Raw genomic sequence first — 15331 nt, 5'->3', positions numbered from 1 at the left:
ATCGGTCGACAACGCAGGAGTGGTGGCGGTCGGCGTGGATCAGCCGTCGGCCAGGCGCGGCAGGGAGGTGTGTTCGGGTGCGGAGACCCCGACCCCGAGACCGACCGCGAATGCTGCGTCCTGCCAGTAGTTGCTGCGCCGCACCGAGAGCAGGGCCTGGACCGAGACGTCACGCAGGATGGCATCGATGCGGGGAACGTCGGTGGTCTCGGCGGGTCCGGTGACAGTGATCAGGACCGCGAAGCGGGTCATACCGTGTCCGAGGGACTGTTCCTGTTGGGCGAGGTTGGCGGCGCGTTCGTCGTTGACATCGCTCATGTTGTCCAGGCCGGTGCGTCCGGATCGGCGGGCGCGGGCGTTGCGGTAGTCGCTGGCGGCGACATCGGCGGCCTCGCCGGCGGGGTGGACGCGGTAGATGATCGTCACCCGCTTGTGCGGGAGCTCGGCGTGCGGGCGGATCAGGCGCTCGAGGACGCGTTCGGTGACTGCGCGTTTCGGTGCGGCCCGCATTTCCCAGGTCACCGACACCGCGCCGTCGTGCAGGTAGCGATCGCGCATGCGGAACGCTGTGCGGGGTCCGCAGTCCGCCCAGTTCAGGCCCGTGCCCTGACCGGAGTACAGAGCGGCCTCGACGGCTTCGAGGGCAGCGGGATCGTAGGAGCGGCGCACCGTCCCGGCGACCTCGTCGGCGGTCATGGGGGTACAGATGACCCCGGCAGCAGCGGCGGCGGAGGTGATTTCGGGAAGTCGACGGGCGATCTCGACGGCCTGCTCGGCGGGGTCCTTGCGGCGCTCGTCGGTCTGGGCCTCGAACGTGATCGCCAGGCGCGCGGCCATCCGGACGCCGCCTTTGGCGGTGCCGGTGGCCGTTTCGTACATCGACTGCCGTGCGAGCTCGGGGGCGTCGCGCCGAACGCGGCCGCGGACGGTCTCCATCAGCACCGTGCCGGTGTCGGGAACGGTTTCGAGTACTGCGGCCACCAAAGGGATGTCGGAGACGTCGCCGAATGCAGTGAGCTGCTGTCCCCAGTTGTTCACCGCGCGGTCGAGGTGTTCCTGGTCGAAGTTCTCCCCGCCTTGCGGCTCCGCGGCGAGCTCGACGGTGTAGACGTTCTTGTCGGGCATGTGGATCATCGAGAACGTGCGGCCGGCGGAGTCGATGGCCTCGTAGAGGTCGGTACCGGCGAGAACGCCCGGTAGCCGCAGCATTCCGCCGGGCACCTTCGAGAAGGCACCGGAAGCGTAGGTGTCTTCCCCGCGACGGCTCGAGGTCAGAGCGGATCGCCAGCCGGAGAATCGGCGGTGTCCGCTCTGCCCGTCCTTGTTCATCACCATCGGCACGAGCACCACCGCACCCGCGGCGACGACCAGACCCGATGCCATGAGCGATCTCGTGAACAGGTACGTGGCGATCATGGCCACGGCCACGCCCATGCCGATGATGGTCACTGCGAAGCTCACACCGAATGCGCCGCCGGAACGGGGAAGTCGCCACGCCCCGTAGGTCGTCGGGCGTCTGCTGGCGTCACTCATATCTGAAATCCCCTGTCATCGTCGGTGTTTCCCAAATTGCGGTCGGCTGCTCCGTCGACGCCGGACCCGAACGAATCCGGGGCCGATCCACCCCCGGCGGCCGGTCCGCTGGCGTCGGTGGCCCGTCCTGCCGTCTCTGCGCCGGAATCGCCTGCACCCGTACCGCTGGGCATCGATCCGCCGCCGCCTCCGCCGTCTGATCCGCCGCTGCTCGGCCCCGAGCTGTCACTTCCGCCGCCGCCTCCACCGGAGGGGCCGACACCAAAGGACGCCGGAACCGATCCGGACGAGCTCGACGGAGCCCATCCCTCCACTGCGCCGCCGCCGGCCGCACCGCCCGCTGCGCCTCCGGCGGCACCCGCACCTGCGCTGGCACCACCGGTAGCGGCCATGCCGCCGATCTGGACAGCGGCACCGGTGAGAGCGGCAGCGGCCGCGAGACCGCCTGCACCGCCGGAGGTTTCAGGAAGCAGTAGCTTCATCAGCGATGGCAACACCAATGCGGTGCAGGCCAGCAGGAGTGCTCCGACGACGGCAGTCATGATGCCGCCGTCGGCTTCCTGCGAGGGTGCGGACTGGGCGAAGAGCATGGCCGAGATCCCGATGACGAACGCGCCGACCGGCTTGAAGAGCAGGAACGCCAGCGTCCAGGCGATGAGGCGGTCGTACGCTCCCGCACCGATCCGTGTTCCGCCGGCGGCCGCGACGATCGGCAGGAACGCCGAGACGACCACGAGCATGCCCATGCGCATGATGAGCAGAAACGCCATCAGCAGACCGCCGAGGATGCCGATCAGCCCGATGACGAACAGCATCGCGACGCCGCCCGATCCGGTGAACACCGTGATCCGCACCATCGCCTCGACGAGCTTGGCGGGATCGTTCCCGACGGTGGAGGTGATGAACCAGCTACTGACCCCATCCGATATCCGGGTGCCGATCACCACGAAGAAGCCGATGGAACCGGAAATGATCGTGGCACGGGCGAGTTGGCGGAATCCTTCCTCCGAAACCTGCCGAATTGCTCCCGATCGGGCGAGGGCGAGCTTGCCGCCGAGCAAGATGATCGAGACGATGAGGAACGCCAGCTGGATGTCGTAGGTGTAGCCGCCGACAGTGGACAGCACGCTCTGGAATGCCTGCTCGTTCTGGCCGGGAATCTCGATCCACCAGCCCAGCGCGAATTTCAGGGCCGCGCCGCCGGCCTCACCGAAGCTCAGACCGGCCTTCTCGAACGCGCCTTCGGCGACGTTCTTGACGGCGTTGATCGGTGCTGCCGCGACGTCACCTACCGCGTCGAGGCAGCTCGGCGCACCGTCGGTCACGCCCGTCGCATTTGCGATCTCACTGGCTATGGAGACGCCGAGCCCGACGGCGTTCGAGCACGTCGAGGCTGTGGCGGCGTTCTCGACGAATGACGGGTCATCCGGCGGCGGGTCCTGTGCGGCCGCGATGCCGGCGTTACCCGCGACCAGCGCGAAAACAGCAACGAACATGAGGGTGGAGCGCAGCAGGTAAGCCAGAAGCGTTCGGGGCTTGTGGGTTACCACCATGTCAGCCACCCCGGCTCGAATGGCGTCTGGTCGGCGGTACCGCCGACGGTGGATCCCTGAGGGGAGTTCAGCGGTCGGACCTGGATGACCCATCCACGGTCCTCGCGCCAGATGAAGTCCGAGAACACGCGCCGGTACTGGGTGGAGCCGTCCTTGAGGGTGGCGGTGTAGCCGAACGAGACGCGGGTGAGGGCGTCGGTGTAGTTCAATTTCAAGGAGGGCAGGGCAACGTATGCGGAGCCGGCCGCGACGGACCCGAGAACGCCGGTGGCGTTGTAGCGCTTGGCTTCCGCGATGGTGCCGGTCGGATCGTCGGCCCGACCCGATGCTGCGATCATGTCGATGCGGTCGTTTCCGCCGGTGAAGTAGGCGATGTAGTGCGCCGCAGCCAACGCCGCACCCTGGGGGGTGTGGCTGAATCCTATTGCTACACCGGAGGAATCGATAGCGGTCGGCCCGTCCGAGGTGGAGAACGGTAGCACCATGTTGCCGTGCACCCGTTGGAGCATCACCCCTTCCGGAGCGGTCTCGGGCGTGCGGCCGGCAGGTGGGGTCTTCTGCTCGAGGACGACCCCGTTCGGGTCTTTCGGGACGTAGACCACCCGGTCGAGGGAATCGAACTCGGGATCGGGCTCGAACAAACCGGCAGCGTCCTGCGGGGGCACCTGCACCGCGGTGCCGCCGTCGTAGAGGGGGACCAGGGGTGTGTCCTGGTCGCGGGAGAGGACCACCAGGCTCACGGCGAGACCGGCGAGCATGATGACCACCACCATCCCGACGCCGATCCAGCCGACGGTGCCGATGCGCTTGCCTTCCGGCTCGGTCGGTTCTGTTGCAGGCGTCGGGTTTTCGTCGTAGTGCGGTTCGGTCATGGTCTGGTTCCTTCCAGGTCGACGATGTCGTCGGGAAGGGTAGCCAGATCCTCGACCGGGTTGGTGTCGCTGACCGGGAGGGTGAGCCTCCAGTCATTGCCGGACCAGGTCACCGGGGTCAGGGTCGAGGCCAGCGAGTCGTCGGGGAAGCGCTGGACGATCGAGACGTCGGCGGCGTCGGCCGAGTACTCCTCGATCGTGTAGCCGACGATCTCGGGGGCGACGGAGGGATCGATGCCGCTGGTGGAGATCAACGCTCGGTTGCCGGCCCACAGGTCGCGGCCCTGGCCGGGAACGGTCACAGCGGGCAGGATTTCTGCCCAACGTCCGTCGGCGGCGGTGGCGAGCTGGACCGATTGGTCGATCGCGGCCAGAGCTGCCCCTTGCGGGGTTTGGGTGTAGCCGGTGAACGGTGCTCCCGGGGTCGAGGTCGGTCCGTCTACTGCGCCGAGTGGTACCGCAATGCTCCCTGCTGTGGTCCAGGACGCGATCTCGGGTGCCCGGTGGATGTCGATGCTCGGTGCGGCGGGAGCGTCGCTCTGCGGCTCTGTCTCGTCGCTGCCGCACCCGGCCAGTAGAAGGCCGACCGTGATCGCGGTGGCCGCACCTGCGGTCAGGTAACGACGGCCCGTGCGGGGGTGAGTGGCGATGGTCATTGTCCGCCTTCCAGAGGTGGGTTGATGCGTTCGATGTCGTCGACGACGGTGGGGCTCGGTTGGGGATCGTTCGAGACAGTGCCGGTCGCATCCAGTAGGGCCGCGGCGATACCTCCGGCGGCGACGGCGGCGAGTATCCATCCGATGACTGCGGCGAAGAACTCCGCCGAGACAGGCGATTCGACACCGGGGGTGTGCTGGTGATCCCAGGCCATGCGAGCACCGACGAAGATGATCTTTCCTACGCAGGCCACCGCGACGAGCCCGAGCATCCACCCGAGGGCGGTGTTGATGTTCTCGACGACATCGGCGGGCATGGCCAGGACAGTCCCGCCGTCGGTGGCCCCGGTCATCCGCCGGCGACGGCGTTGAGGATGGCGTTGGCGCTACCGGAGACGATCGCGCCGACCAGAGCGCCGAGCAGGATCTTCGGGGCCTGGATCGAGCCCTGGTTCCACTTCTCCCAGGCCATCTTTCCGCCCGAGAACACGATCGCGGCCATGCAGGCCAGCAGCACTCCCCACAGCAGCCAGTTCAACAGTTTAAGCAGTCCGTTCGCGCCGGGCGGTAGTTCGGCGGTGACGTTGAATTCGATGGCCTGGACCGAGAAGTCCTGCACGGCCTGTGCGGTTGCGAGAATCATGGGCGATCATCGAGCCTTTCGTGTCGTATTCGGTCGAGCGGTGAACATCGGTCGCATCAGTACTGCGGTCCGAAACTTGTTGAGAGGCAGCAGCGGTGAACCGGTCATGAGATATAGGGCGAGAGGCCGTAGGTGCCGGCCATGATCAGGCAGCCGAGGATGGATTCGGCGTTCACGAGGCGACCTGTCCGGTGAACAGCGCCGGGATGCGTGCGTGTATGGCGTTGGTCAGGGCGATGCCGACGGTGTGGATATCGGTCGGCAGTGCTGGGTTGGGGGCGGTTGCGTCGGCGGCGAGGGGATGCCAGCGCGGGAGCCGATCCAGGGACGCTGACAGCAAGGTTCGATGCCATCCGATGTGCCAGGACTGCTCGAACGCCCCACCGACGACGTCGCGGTGTTGGCGTATCGGCTTGTCCAAGGTCGGGGCCGACGCGACGGTGATCAACCCGAGGAGCTCCGATCCGGCCCCGATTTCTCCTCGCTGGTGTGCGAGTGCGAGATTTTGCGCGGCAGTGAGCGATTTGAAGCTGTCGCGCGCGACGATGACGACGTACGGAGAGACCCGCTCGCGGTCGTCGCCCGGTGGCCACGATCCTTCGCTGTCGGCGGTGAACGACCAGAACTGTTCGAGGGTGCTCACCCCTGCCTCGCGGGTGGCACCGAGCAGCCACACTGACGGTGAGATCCACTGTGCCGCTGAGTCTGTGGTGTCGATGGTCTCGGTCATGCTTGCTCTCGCTTTCGTTGCTGGTCGGTCTTGAGGTCTGCAGCGGCGAGCGAAAGAGCCAGCGCGGCAGACGCGGCGGTGGACCATGCGGCCGTCGTGGCCGGTGCGGTGCGGCGGTGATCGAACAATCCGGGTGCAGCCAGGGCACTGTCGAAGGGCACCTCGACCAGTGCGGCGAGAACAGGGGTCAGTCCGGCACAGACGGCGGTGAGATCGACGGTGCCGGCGGGAATGGTGTGCGAGATGACCACGACGGTGCGAGCGAGCGCATCCGCCCCGTGGGCGGCGCGAATGTGCTCGAGGCGTCCTCGCAAGCGGGTGAGTGGTTCGGCGCGTGCGATCGCGGTCAGGACGAGCACGGCCTGTCCTCGCAGGCTTGCCACGCGCGGTGCGTCGAGCGCCGTGCCGACGTCGTAGATGCGCGCTGCTCCGCGTGAGGCGAAGATGCTGTCGATCAGGGTCAGGTCGCTGCGGTCCGAGGTCGGTCCGCACACCGTTGCGTTCGAGGTGGTGGCGGCGCTGCTGACGGGCAGACCGGCGGTGACCGGGTTGTCGAGGGTGTGCGCGGCGGCGCGCTCGAAGAGGTTTCCGCCGTCGGTGGTCCCATCGGCCACCACGACCGGGAACTTCGGTGTGGTCATGGCGGTCGCGAGCCCGAGGGCGGTGGTGGTCGAGGACGCACCACCCGAGGACGATCCGACCACGATGCAGACCTGCTGTGGCGGTGGGGTTTTGCCCGGTCGGATGGGAACCACGGTGCTCACCGAACCTCCTCGACGTTGCTGATGGCGTAGTTCGCACCGGTGCGGACGGTGGTGATCCGTGAGGCGATGGCCGATTCGGAGCCGGACGGTGTTCGTAGCGCGAGGGCGACGGCATGAACGTCCGGGTTGTCGGTGGCGGCGATCGTCACGCAGTGCTCGGTGCCGGCCGGGGTGCGGTCGATGACGGCCTGGATGCGTTCCGGTGGTGCCGGAGAGACCATGAGGGAGGCGACGGCTGCGCCGGAGCGCTCCACGTAGTACGCGTGCTCGAAGGCTGCGATGACATCGACCGCGTTTCCGCGTCCCCCGGCAGCGTCGGTGGTCGTGGCGTCGGGGGTGCTGGTGGTGGTGCAGAAGGGAGCCGGGGCGGCGCTGGTGGGCGCAGTGGTGCTCGCTCTCGGTGCGGCGGTCGGCGCAGCCACCACGGTCGGGGTCTGCGGGGCCGGGGCGTCGTCCTGGCCGTTGACGATGACAACGGCACCGATCAGTGCGGCGGCCGCGACGCCGGCAGCAGCGATCCACGTCGGGGAGATCCGTCGACGCGGGCGCGCGGCCGGTGCCGGCAGCGCCGATGTCGTGTCGTAGACGGAGGGAGTCGGTGTGGGCGCGGTGCGACGTCGGCGGAATCGCCGTTGTGGTTGATCCATCACGAGGCGGTCGGCCGGGACGTGTGCGGCGACCCAGTACGGAACCGGAGCGGTCTCGGGGGCGATGTCGCCGAAATCATGGTCGGCATCGGCGGCGACGTAGTCGTGTTCGGTGCCGAAGTCGTAGGTGTGTGCCGGATCGGCTGTCGGGGAATCGTGGTCGCCTACTGCTGGCATCGCCGGTAGCAGTGGTGCGGGGGTCGTCGACGGGTGCAAGGCGGAGTCTGCGGCCGGCTGCCACTGCGAGTGGTCGAATTTTTCCTGGGGGTCAGGGAACAGCATCGTGCTGTCGCGGTGATTGTCGGTCGCCATTGTTTTCTCCTGTGTCCCTGAGACGTTCGATGAGAGCGCGAGGGGTTCGGGTGGAGTGGGGAGCTTCGGGAAGGCCGGTTCCGGCCGCGTGCGGGTCGGTCGGAACGCGGCCTTCCCGAAGCAGGTCACTGGGTAGGTCAGGCAGGCACTGCCGGAGCGAGCGGGTTGGACAATCCGGCGGCCGCGAGCGCGTTGTCGATGGCAGCGAAGGCAGGTGCTGCATCTGCCACAGCGGCCTGCACCGCTGGCGTCGCATCGGCCACAGCGGAATCGATGGCGTCGAGTGCTTGCTGGCCACCGGCGATCTGTGTCGTGACGAATCCGCGCGCGGTGTCGACAGGGTTGTCCGGAACAGTCCAGACCGGGGCGGCCTGCTCGATGACCGGCGCGGGTGCGGGAGCCGGTGCGATAGGTGCAGGTGCAGGTGCAGGGGCGGGCTGCGGGAAGTCCGGCAGTTCGATCTTCTGCGGCTCACCGAGATCGCCGGCACCGTAGGTGGTTCCGAGTGCAACTCCCGTCGCGAGACCGACTGCGCCACCGATCGCGGCCGAGGGCACACCGCCGACCAGTGCGCCGATTGCTGCTCCGCCTGCGGTGCCGGCGATGCCGGTGGTGATCGGTGCGATGCCGGGGGCGATCGGGATCAGTCCGCCGGCGAGTGCGCCGCCGATACCGCCGATGGTTCCGCCGGCGAGCGAGCCGAGGACAGCACCGGGGACACCGGCCGCCACAGCGCCGGTGACCAGGCCTGCGCCGCCCGCCGCGATTTGGGCGGCACCGAGTCGCTGAGCGCGGTCGGTCGGGACACCGATCGAGCGCCAGAAGTCGGTCACCTGCGCTTCGATGACGGCCGTGGAGTTGTTGGTGCGGTCGCGGTCCTGGTCAGAGAGCCAGCTGGGCTGGTCGGCGTAGAAGTCACCGATCTTGACCGTCTTGTCCGGTGCGGCGATCGGCGCGGTGGGGTCGTAGATGGCGGTCGGGCCGTGGAGGGTGTTCACGTTCAACGGTGCGGCGGGCTCTGCCGGTGCGGCCGGTTCTGCGGGCCGTGCAGCGGTGTCGTCGGAGCTCGTGCTGTTGCCGCCGGTGGTGGCTGGGGTTTCGTCGTCGTAGTAGTAGGCGTCCCAGGTCTGCCATTCGGTCTGGTCGTACTGCGCGGGCGGTGCCACCCAGTAGACGCGTTCGGGCTGCGGGGCGGGGGCGGTCAGTTCACCTTGGGTGGACGGTGCATCGGAGGTCAGCGGTCCTTGGGTCGAGGGTGCAGCGGTGGTGATGTCGCCCTGGGTGGCCGGGGCGTCGCCCGGTGCGGCTGCTGCGGTGCCGTAGCAGAACACGGCCATCACCGATGCTGCGGTCGTGGCCGTAGCGACGCGGGCCAGTGAACGGGTGGGGATCTTGTGAGTGCCCATGAAGGAGTAAACCTTTCGAGTAGGTGGAGCTATTGGACGGGACTTGCGGACGGAAGCGAGGTGACGCTCCCGGGCGTGGTGGAGGGACGAGTCGAGGGCAGCACCGAGGTAGTGCCGGTCGACGTTGTGGGCGTTGCGATGCGTGTCGTGGTGGCGCTCGACGGAGACGATGTCGTCGACGACGCCGTATCGCTGGAACTGTCACCGAAATCGGCGGCGGCGGCCGCGAGCCAGTCCGCCACGAACTGTGTCGTCGACTCGCCCTGTGGAGTCGCCGCCGCAGTGCCGTAACCGGTATGTGCGGCAATGGTGTTGGCGTAGGACGTCAGCGCTGCGAGGTCGAACAGATCCTTGTTGGCCGTCAGTTCGTTCTTGACGACGTTGAACGCCTGCTGCACGACCCGCTTCGATGTCGCGGGTGGCACGAGCTCGATCACGGCCTTGGCTGTCTTGGCGGCGATCACCGCGAATGCTGCTGCGGGATTGGACAACCCGGCAGCGGAGACTTCCGCGATGGTCTGCGGGGTGATGACCTTCTTCGCCACCGACACCACCGCATTGACCGCGACCAGACCGACTTTGGTCAGCGCCGCGATCGCTTCCTGCCCGGTCGGCGGAGTCGCCTTCGGGTCCGAAGCTTCGGCGAACCGCTGCGAGAGCGACTTCTTCGGCGCGATGGAGAGGTTCTCGAGGGAGTTCTTCGGTACCGAGACGTCCTCGTTGATGACGTCGACCGCGACGCCGAACGACGTCGACGCCAATGCCATGCCGATGGACGACACGGCGCGGAACGGATCACCGCCGACCTCTGCCTGGCCCGCGACATTGGTGACCGCTCGTGCGATCGGAGCGTTCGCGGGTGCATCGCACGCGAGGTCGCCGGTCTGGCACATCGACGCCACCCGCCCGCTGAGCGATCCGTAGCTCGACACGACGTCACTGGTCGGGCCGATTCCCGACCCGGCAGGTGCGGGCGCAGAGACCGGGGGTAGGTCCGAGACGTGGCTACCGGACGAGCCGGGCGCAGGTGAGGGGTCGTCGCTACTGCTCCCGGGAAAGACTGGCGAACCGGGCGCCCTGGTCGGCGAACCGAACAGCGCGCCCACTGCGACCTTCTCTGCCGGGATTGCGCTGGTGCCGGCACCGATTGCTTCGAGAACGTTCGAGGCCGCGTGCGCACCCTGGCTGTAGCCGATGATGGCCAATCGGGTTGCCGGGCAGCTCGAGACGACTTTCTCGGCTGCAGCTTCGAGGTTGGCGGCTGCCTCCTCTACCGAGACGGTGTAGGGCTGCTTGCCACCGGGAACCGCTCCGCCGAATGCAGCCGGGTACGGCACATACGCCCGGTCGAGCGAGGAACCGATGACCCGAGCGGCCTCAAGTGCCGGGCCGAGGACCGTTCCGAGCATTCCGGTGTCGGCCTTGATCGGCGCATCCGGCGAGGACTGTCCGGTCCCCTGGACGGCGAGTGTGTAGAGGGCGGGGCAGTCGGTGACCAGTTCGTCGAGCCACGGCTGCTCTGGGCTGGCCGAGGCAGTCGGCGGCGTCACCAACAGGTGTGCCGCGGTGACCGACAGCGTGCATGCTGCGACGGCCATCATCGCGGCGATGGATCTGAAACGAGTTCTGTCGGACAATATTTCGACTCCTGTCAAAACCGAGAGAAACTGCGGGCTGTGACGTCGACGACGCCGGATCGTGGAACTTGTGTGTGCTTCCTGGTGGGTGCCAGGTCGATCGACAACGCAGGCACCCACCGGCATGTTTGGAGAAGCGGTCAGCCCAGCAGGCTGAGCCAGAACCAGAGCTGCGAGAAAATCCAAGCCATCGGGCGTATTCCTTTCTGTCAGTAGAGGTGTGGGAATCCGGTGGATGTCCCGGCGGGGTCGCGCAGTGCTGAACATGATGAAATGCGCTCACTGCGCGACCCTCGCGCCGGTCCATCGGTCGAGCTACAGGGCGTCGGGGAGCTCCTGCAGCTCACGACCGGGCGTCAAACAGCTGACCCCGGTCGAGATTGGGGTCAGGCCACGTCGCCGTAGTGAATCTCGTGGTCGGGTGTATCGCTGAACTCGACATAGTGCTGGAATTCGTTGGTGGGCAGGCGGAACATCGTGTCCGCGTCGGTCCATTCCCCGACTACTTCGCCGGTCTCTTCACACCGAAGCTGGTGTGTGGAATGCGGAGCCGAGGCCAGTGAGCACACAGCAAGACCGTGGACTCGGTCGTTCACGGCGCTGCACTGATTCGAGTGCGAGGACGCGGCCGCTGGTGCTTGCAGGGTCTGTGAATGACTGGACAGCACAGTTGCGTTCCGTTCCGGGGCGCTACGTGCATCGACGTCCGTTAGGCTGAGAATGCCCATGTAGACGCGACGTAGTCGCACCCCTGTCTGCTGGGTCGGCCCTCGTGGATGCGCTTTGCGGACGCCAATCAGCTACGCGCACCACGGGGGTTCTTCTTTGTTCGGGTCCTGTGCTAAACCTTACTTCGATAGTCCGGTTTAAACAACCCGTGATAACCAATCTGTTTTGCAACTACATTATGTGCTACCAGGAATAGGCGGGTGACATTGTGACTCACCGTGGAGTACCAGCGATGAAGCGCCGCCTCCGCGGTTTCGATCCGAGCCGCCTGCGAGACGCCCGAGCCAAGGCTGGGCTCAGTGGTGCGGAGGTTGCTCGACGGGGCGGTATCGGAGCGTCGACTTACTCGCAGTGGGAGCAGGGAAAGGCGGATCCGGGCATCGCCGCACTTGCCCGCTGCCTCGCTGTGCTGCAAGTGCGTGTTACCGATGTGGTGATCGTGGATCCCAGTGATGAGCACCTTGGAGACTTGCGGGTAGCCCGCGGTCTTACGCAGGGTGATCTTGCTGGCAAAGTTGAGGTGAGCCCTCAGCACATCGGCGCACTCGAACGCGGTCATGTGAAGCTGTCGGACGCAATGGCCCGAAAGATTGCGAGCGCCCTTGGTTTCGAGGTGTCGCGTGTAGTTGCCTCCTTCGATCGCGTACGAAACCGACCGTCGGACGTACTCCCCTGAGGACGTTGACGGCAGCACGGGGTTCTCGTCGCATGCAGTCCGGTCCAGTGGCAGCTGAACCGAACCGCCTCGGTCGGTCGTAAGTGGGCCGACCATCCTTCGTTGGACGTCCCGTGGATCCAGTCTTTTAGATTCACGAAACTCAACGCGCGATCTGATTGCGCCGTGTTTCGTCGTCACGAGCGGAACACTATGGTCCCCCTGAGCGATGGGCAAGTAGAAGTCAATTTCGAATGGGCCAAATGTCCCTGACCAGGGCTTTGTGATTCGACACGTTTATTGACCCCACTCAGTTTATTGACCATATATTGACCTCGGCTCTAGGATGGATCTGTGACGCAAACGGGACACCCACTATGGTTTGCCACCTGCGTCAGCTCTCGCAGAAAGCAACGGAACCTCACCATCACGGGATTGCGCGAAGCAGGTGGGCCCACAAAGCCCGTCGTCCTGATGGCCGAACGCGGCGAGCTCAACAACCCGAGACCGAGCACCTTGCAAAAGTTCGATACCGGGCTGAGTTGGAAGCCCGGAAGCGCCGCGAATGTCTATTGGGAAAGCGCGCAGCCGGTTGTGTTGGGGCGCGCGCCGTACAAGGCCGGCACGGGGAACATCACGGTCGGGCTGGACCCTCTGACCAAACTGCTCGCGGCCCAGAGGGGCATGCACAGAGAGATCGATGGCCTGGAAGACCGCACCTCAGGGGTCGATGATCTGCGGGCAGCACTCCGGAAACTGGATGTTGCAGTTTCGGCCATCGCCGGGTCCTTCGTCACCGAGACGCTGGAACGGAATCATGGGCAGCACCACAAGGCAATCGATTCCGCAATCGCGGCGCTCCTGGAGCTTCCTGTCGATTACGACGATCCAGAACGCGAAGAAAAGCTTTACCGCCGTTGGCTTTACGGCAGTCCCATCGAAGTCGATCAAGCAACAGCCCAGCGGTTCGCGCGCCGTCTGAAAGACAGTCGACGCCGCTAAGAAGAACGGAATTGAACATGGCTAAGGCAACGCCTCCTTTACACGTGAGAATCAACAAACTCTTCGAGACGAACCACACCGCTGACAACCCGGAAATCAGCAATGCCGTCGTAGCCGAGGCGATCTCCAGTCTCTTGGGACGGCCTGTTATCGAGACGGAAATAGCAGAGTTACGTGCTGAGGCCGGTTTGCGATTTGCCGACAGCGACATGGTCCACGCTCTCGCTGAGTACTTCGAGGCCCCGGCCTCCTTCTTAGCGAACAAGTGGGACAGCACCGCGGAGAGCTACGACCGGGAATTGTCGGTGCTGACCCAGCTACGCGATTCCGGCGTTCAGTTACTTGCGATGCGCGACGGAGGTGCGATGAGCGCCGACGACCTCATGAACATCCTCGAACAACTTCCTGACCAGGCAAAAGCCGAGACATCCGATGCAGGCGGTACCAGGAGTAACGTGTAGCGCCGTTCATAGTTGTCGGTAAAAAAGGTCGGAGGGAGTCGGGACCCGTGAGCCAAGAGAGTCAGATTCGGTCGGCTGTGCGACGCATCGCAGCGAACATGCCGTCGGATGAGCCGTGGTCGCGTCACAAGTTCATCGACCTGATCGCGGAGGAACGTGATCGACCGATCGTTCTATGGCCGGTCGAGTCGGCACTGCTGAGCCGTGTGGGCCTGACCGGAACTCTCTGTGGGTTGTGGGTAGCACGCAAGCAAGACGACTTCATCGTGTACGGGTCCGACGTTGCCGAGTATCAAGCAGACCAAGTCATCGGTCATGAGGTAGGCCACATGGTGCTTTCACATACCGGCCTTCCCGAGTCCGACCACAGTAGGGACATGCTCAGGGTGTTGTTGCCTCACGTCTCGGAGCGAACAATCCAAAATGTGTTGGGTCGTGACAGCTTCGAAGACGACCAGGAAGCCGCCGCCGAGTCCTTCGCCGACCACATCATGGTCGAGGCGATGGTCAATCGAAATCGACGCCAATCGCCCCTCCGCTCGACATTTTTCAGGGCGAAATGACCTCCCCCGTCCCAGCGTGGATCTCGTGGCCAATCATCGTACTGATGGCACTGACGTTGGTGGTTCGGATCGCGTGGCTCAACTCGTCGATCATCGACAGGTTGACTACACGCTCGCTGGTCATCGGATGGCTCGCCTTGGTTCTCCGTGAAAGTGCGGTACAAGACGCAATCAGGCATCTACCGAAGCCGATAGGCGACGTCGCTCTGTTTCAGCAGCTCACGTTCTGTTGCATCGTCATGGTTGTCATGGCCATCTACGGCATGTCGCGGCTATGGGTGGGGGCCGACCCTTCGGCTGTGTGGAAGCGCCAGCGGGTCTACGACGCGATTGGACTTGCTCTCAGTGCCGTCATCCTCATTTCCGGGACACCTTCCCGGAAGGCCGGTGAGTTAGTCGATCAATACTTTGGCTGGCCGGCAGTCGTCTTGTGGACCGCCTTCTATGCCCCGATTCTGTTCGTCGCAGTTGCTGTCATGAGGATCTTCTTACGCGAAGCTCGACATCCCGACACCGCTGTCCGTGAGAAAGCACTTTATGGCTTGGCGATTGCAATTGCCGTCGGTCTCGCGCTCGTTGCGGTAAGCACGCCTATTCTCACGTTTCAGGAGGTCTTGACAGGCTCTGGGTCGGCCGATCCGGAGATGCATGTGAAGGCCCTAACTTTCTTCCTAGCCGTTGCTGGATCGCTGATCATGGGTGCGGTTCCGGTTCTCGCAGTACTGCGGGCAAAGCTAGGACAGGACCGAATCAGCAAGAACTTGAAGGAAATCGAGCTTCTGTGGCAAGACATGACCGATCAGTTCCCCGAGGTCAGGACAGCCGACAGTCGACAGTCCGATCCTGCGATGAAGCTTCACAGAAAGATCATCGAGATTCACGATGCAGCACGCAGGCTCAGCAAGTGGAACGCATCCACGTTGTCCACTGAATCGGACCCGCTTCAACTAAATGCGGAGAGCATCGCAGCAGAACTGGCTCAGGCCTATTCCGCGAAAAACGCCGGTCAGACGCCTCCGGAACGCTACGAGCTCCTCACGGTGCTGGCGCAGCGCTCCGGGGCCTACGACCTCACCGCCACCAGCGATGACTTGGTCGACGTTGCCAGAGCTTGGCGAAAGCTACGCCGGCACAGCGCGATGTCCTGATCGAACCGCTCGTCACTTGT

Annotated in this window: 17 protein-coding genes; 5 read left to right on the top strand and 12 right to left on the bottom strand. The window is 65.2% G+C overall.

All coding sequences use genetic code 11. The annotated features are described in order from the left end of the window. Nucleotides 1-39: 39 nt before the first annotated feature. From RHODMAR_RS26275 to RHODMAR_RS26220, 12 genes are all read right to left on the bottom strand, one after another. On the bottom strand, nt 40-1533 hold the full coding sequence (locus tag RHODMAR_RS26275) for an SCO6880 family protein (RefSeq protein ID WP_008720873.1): 1494 nt from the start codon (nt 1531-1533) through the stop codon (nt 40-42). Next, on the bottom strand, nt 1530-3086 hold the full coding sequence (locus tag RHODMAR_RS26270; RefSeq protein ID WP_008720871.1) for a hypothetical protein: 1557 nt from the start codon (nt 3084-3086) through the stop codon (nt 1530-1532). Before RHODMAR_RS26270 ends, RHODMAR_RS26275 begins: the two co-directional genes overlap by 4 nt. Continuing rightward, a complete protein-coding gene (locus RHODMAR_RS26265; RefSeq protein WP_008720869.1) occupies nt 3077-3958 on the bottom strand; it encodes a hypothetical protein in 882 nt (293 codons plus the stop codon). Before RHODMAR_RS26265 ends, RHODMAR_RS26270 begins: the two co-directional genes overlap by 10 nt. After that, nucleotides 3955-4614, bottom strand: a complete 660-nt coding sequence (locus RHODMAR_RS26260) for a hypothetical protein (RefSeq protein ID WP_008720866.1) — start codon at nt 4612-4614, stop codon at nt 3955-3957. The genes RHODMAR_RS26265 and RHODMAR_RS26260 overlap by 4 nt, the downstream gene beginning before the upstream one ends. Beyond that, the gene (locus RHODMAR_RS26255) at nt 4611-4967 is read right to left on the bottom strand and encodes a hypothetical protein (protein WP_008720864.1); all 357 of its coding nucleotides are present in this window, start codon (nt 4965-4967) and stop codon (nt 4611-4613) included. Before RHODMAR_RS26255 ends, RHODMAR_RS26260 begins: the two co-directional genes overlap by 4 nt. Continuing rightward, entirely contained in the window at nt 4964-5257 is a 294-nt protein-coding gene (locus RHODMAR_RS26250) for a hypothetical protein (protein WP_008720862.1), read from the bottom strand. Before RHODMAR_RS26250 ends, RHODMAR_RS26255 begins: the two co-directional genes overlap by 4 nt. A 172-nt stretch (nt 5258-5429) precedes the next feature. Beyond that, nucleotides 5430-5987, bottom strand: a complete 558-nt coding sequence (locus RHODMAR_RS26245) for a hypothetical protein (RefSeq protein ID WP_008720859.1) — start codon at nt 5985-5987, stop codon at nt 5430-5432. Next, complete coding sequence (locus RHODMAR_RS26240) at nt 5984-6751, bottom strand: hypothetical protein (protein WP_008720857.1); 768 nt, start codon at nt 6749-6751, stop codon at nt 5984-5986. The genes RHODMAR_RS26245 and RHODMAR_RS26240 overlap by 4 nt, the downstream gene beginning before the upstream one ends. Then, nucleotides 6748-7710, bottom strand: a complete 963-nt coding sequence (locus RHODMAR_RS27270; protein WP_008720855.1) for a hypothetical protein — start codon at nt 7708-7710, stop codon at nt 6748-6750. The genes RHODMAR_RS26240 and RHODMAR_RS27270 overlap by 4 nt, the downstream gene beginning before the upstream one ends. Nucleotides 7711-7847: 137 nt before the next feature. After that, nucleotides 7848-9116, bottom strand: a complete 1269-nt coding sequence (locus tag RHODMAR_RS26230; protein WP_008720853.1) for a hypothetical protein — start codon at nt 9114-9116, stop codon at nt 7848-7850. Between the two features lie 29 nt (nt 9117-9145). Beyond that, nucleotides 9146-10753, bottom strand: coding sequence for a cutinase family protein (locus RHODMAR_RS26225; RefSeq protein ID WP_008720851.1), 1608 nt, complete (start codon nt 10751-10753; stop codon nt 9146-9148). A gap of 386 nt (nt 10754-11139) precedes the next feature. Further along, nucleotides 11140-11349, bottom strand: a complete 210-nt coding sequence (locus RHODMAR_RS26220) for a hypothetical protein (protein ID WP_157226245.1) — start codon at nt 11347-11349, stop codon at nt 11140-11142. Between the two features lie 365 nt (nt 11350-11714). Between RHODMAR_RS26220 and RHODMAR_RS29650 the strand changes: the two genes are divergently transcribed. From RHODMAR_RS29650 to RHODMAR_RS26195, 5 genes are all read left to right on the top strand, one after another. Next, nucleotides 11715-12158 (top strand): helix-turn-helix domain-containing protein, encoded by a 444-nt coding sequence (locus RHODMAR_RS29650; RefSeq protein WP_080736002.1) that lies wholly within the window; start codon nt 11715-11717, stop codon nt 12156-12158. Nucleotides 12159-12611: 453 nt separating this feature from the next. Then, on the top strand, nt 12612-13139 hold the full coding sequence (locus tag RHODMAR_RS27265; protein ID WP_051048296.1) for a hypothetical protein: 528 nt from the start codon (nt 12612-12614) through the stop codon (nt 13137-13139). Nucleotides 13140-13156: 17 nt separating this feature from the next. Further along, a complete protein-coding gene (locus tag RHODMAR_RS27260; RefSeq protein WP_051048295.1) occupies nt 13157-13600 on the top strand; it encodes a hypothetical protein in 444 nt (147 codons plus the stop codon). Nucleotides 13601-13647: 47 nt separating this feature from the next. Then, entirely contained in the window at nt 13648-14163 is a 516-nt protein-coding gene (locus RHODMAR_RS26200; protein WP_008720845.1) for a hypothetical protein, read from the top strand. Beyond that, on the top strand, nt 14160-15311 hold the full coding sequence (locus RHODMAR_RS26195; RefSeq protein WP_008720843.1) for an MAB_1171c family putative transporter: 1152 nt from the start codon (nt 14160-14162) through the stop codon (nt 15309-15311). Before RHODMAR_RS26200 ends, RHODMAR_RS26195 begins: the two co-directional genes overlap by 4 nt. Nucleotides 15312-15331: the final 20 nt, after the last annotated feature.

Origin of the sequence: Rhodococcus sp. AW25M09 (genome assembly GCF_000333955.1) — a bacterium.
GTDB lineage: Bacteria > Actinomycetota > Actinomycetes > Mycobacteriales > Mycobacteriaceae > Rhodococcoides.
The sequence above is the reverse complement of the archived record's forward strand: the minus strand, read 5'-3'. Positions and strand labels throughout refer to the sequence as shown.

Excerpts from the sequence above, each read along its gene's own strand:
- RHODMAR_RS27260 (WP_051048295.1), top strand. The coding sequence starts at position 13,157 with ATGGCTAAGGCAACGCCTCCTTTACACGTGAGAATCAACAAACTCTTC.
- RHODMAR_RS26255 (WP_008720864.1), bottom strand. The coding sequence starts at position 4,967 with ATGACCGGGGCCACCGACGGCGGGACTGTCCTGGCCATGCCCGCCGAT.
- RHODMAR_RS27270 (WP_008720855.1), bottom strand. The coding sequence starts at position 7,710 with ATGGCGACCGACAATCACCGCGACAGCACGATGCTGTTCCCTGACCCC.
- RHODMAR_RS26250 (WP_008720862.1), bottom strand. The coding sequence starts at position 5,257 with ATGATTCTCGCAACCGCACAGGCCGTGCAGGACTTCTCGGTCCAGGCC.
- RHODMAR_RS26270 (WP_008720871.1), bottom strand. The coding sequence starts at position 3,086 with ATGGTGGTAACCCACAAGCCCCGAACGCTTCTGGCTTACCTGCTGCGC.
- RHODMAR_RS26245 (WP_008720859.1), bottom strand. The coding sequence starts at position 5,987 with ATGACCGAGACCATCGACACCACAGACTCAGCGGCACAGTGGATCTCA.
- RHODMAR_RS26265 (WP_008720869.1), bottom strand. The coding sequence starts at position 3,958 with ATGACCGAACCGCACTACGACGAAAACCCGACGCCTGCAACAGAACCG.
- RHODMAR_RS27265 (WP_051048296.1), top strand. The coding sequence starts at position 12,612 with ATGGCCGAACGCGGCGAGCTCAACAACCCGAGACCGAGCACCTTGCAA.
- RHODMAR_RS26260 (WP_008720866.1), bottom strand. The coding sequence starts at position 4,614 with ATGACCATCGCCACTCACCCCCGCACGGGCCGTCGTTACCTGACCGCA.
- RHODMAR_RS29650 (WP_080736002.1), top strand. The coding sequence starts at position 11,715 with ATGAAGCGCCGCCTCCGCGGTTTCGATCCGAGCCGCCTGCGAGACGCC.
- RHODMAR_RS26275 (WP_008720873.1), bottom strand. The coding sequence starts at position 1,533 with ATGAGTGACGCCAGCAGACGCCCGACGACCTACGGGGCGTGGCGACTT.
- RHODMAR_RS26195 (WP_008720843.1), top strand. The coding sequence starts at position 14,160 with ATGACCTCCCCCGTCCCAGCGTGGATCTCGTGGCCAATCATCGTACTG.
- RHODMAR_RS26230 (WP_008720853.1), bottom strand. The coding sequence starts at position 9,116 with ATGGGCACTCACAAGATCCCCACCCGTTCACTGGCCCGCGTCGCTACG.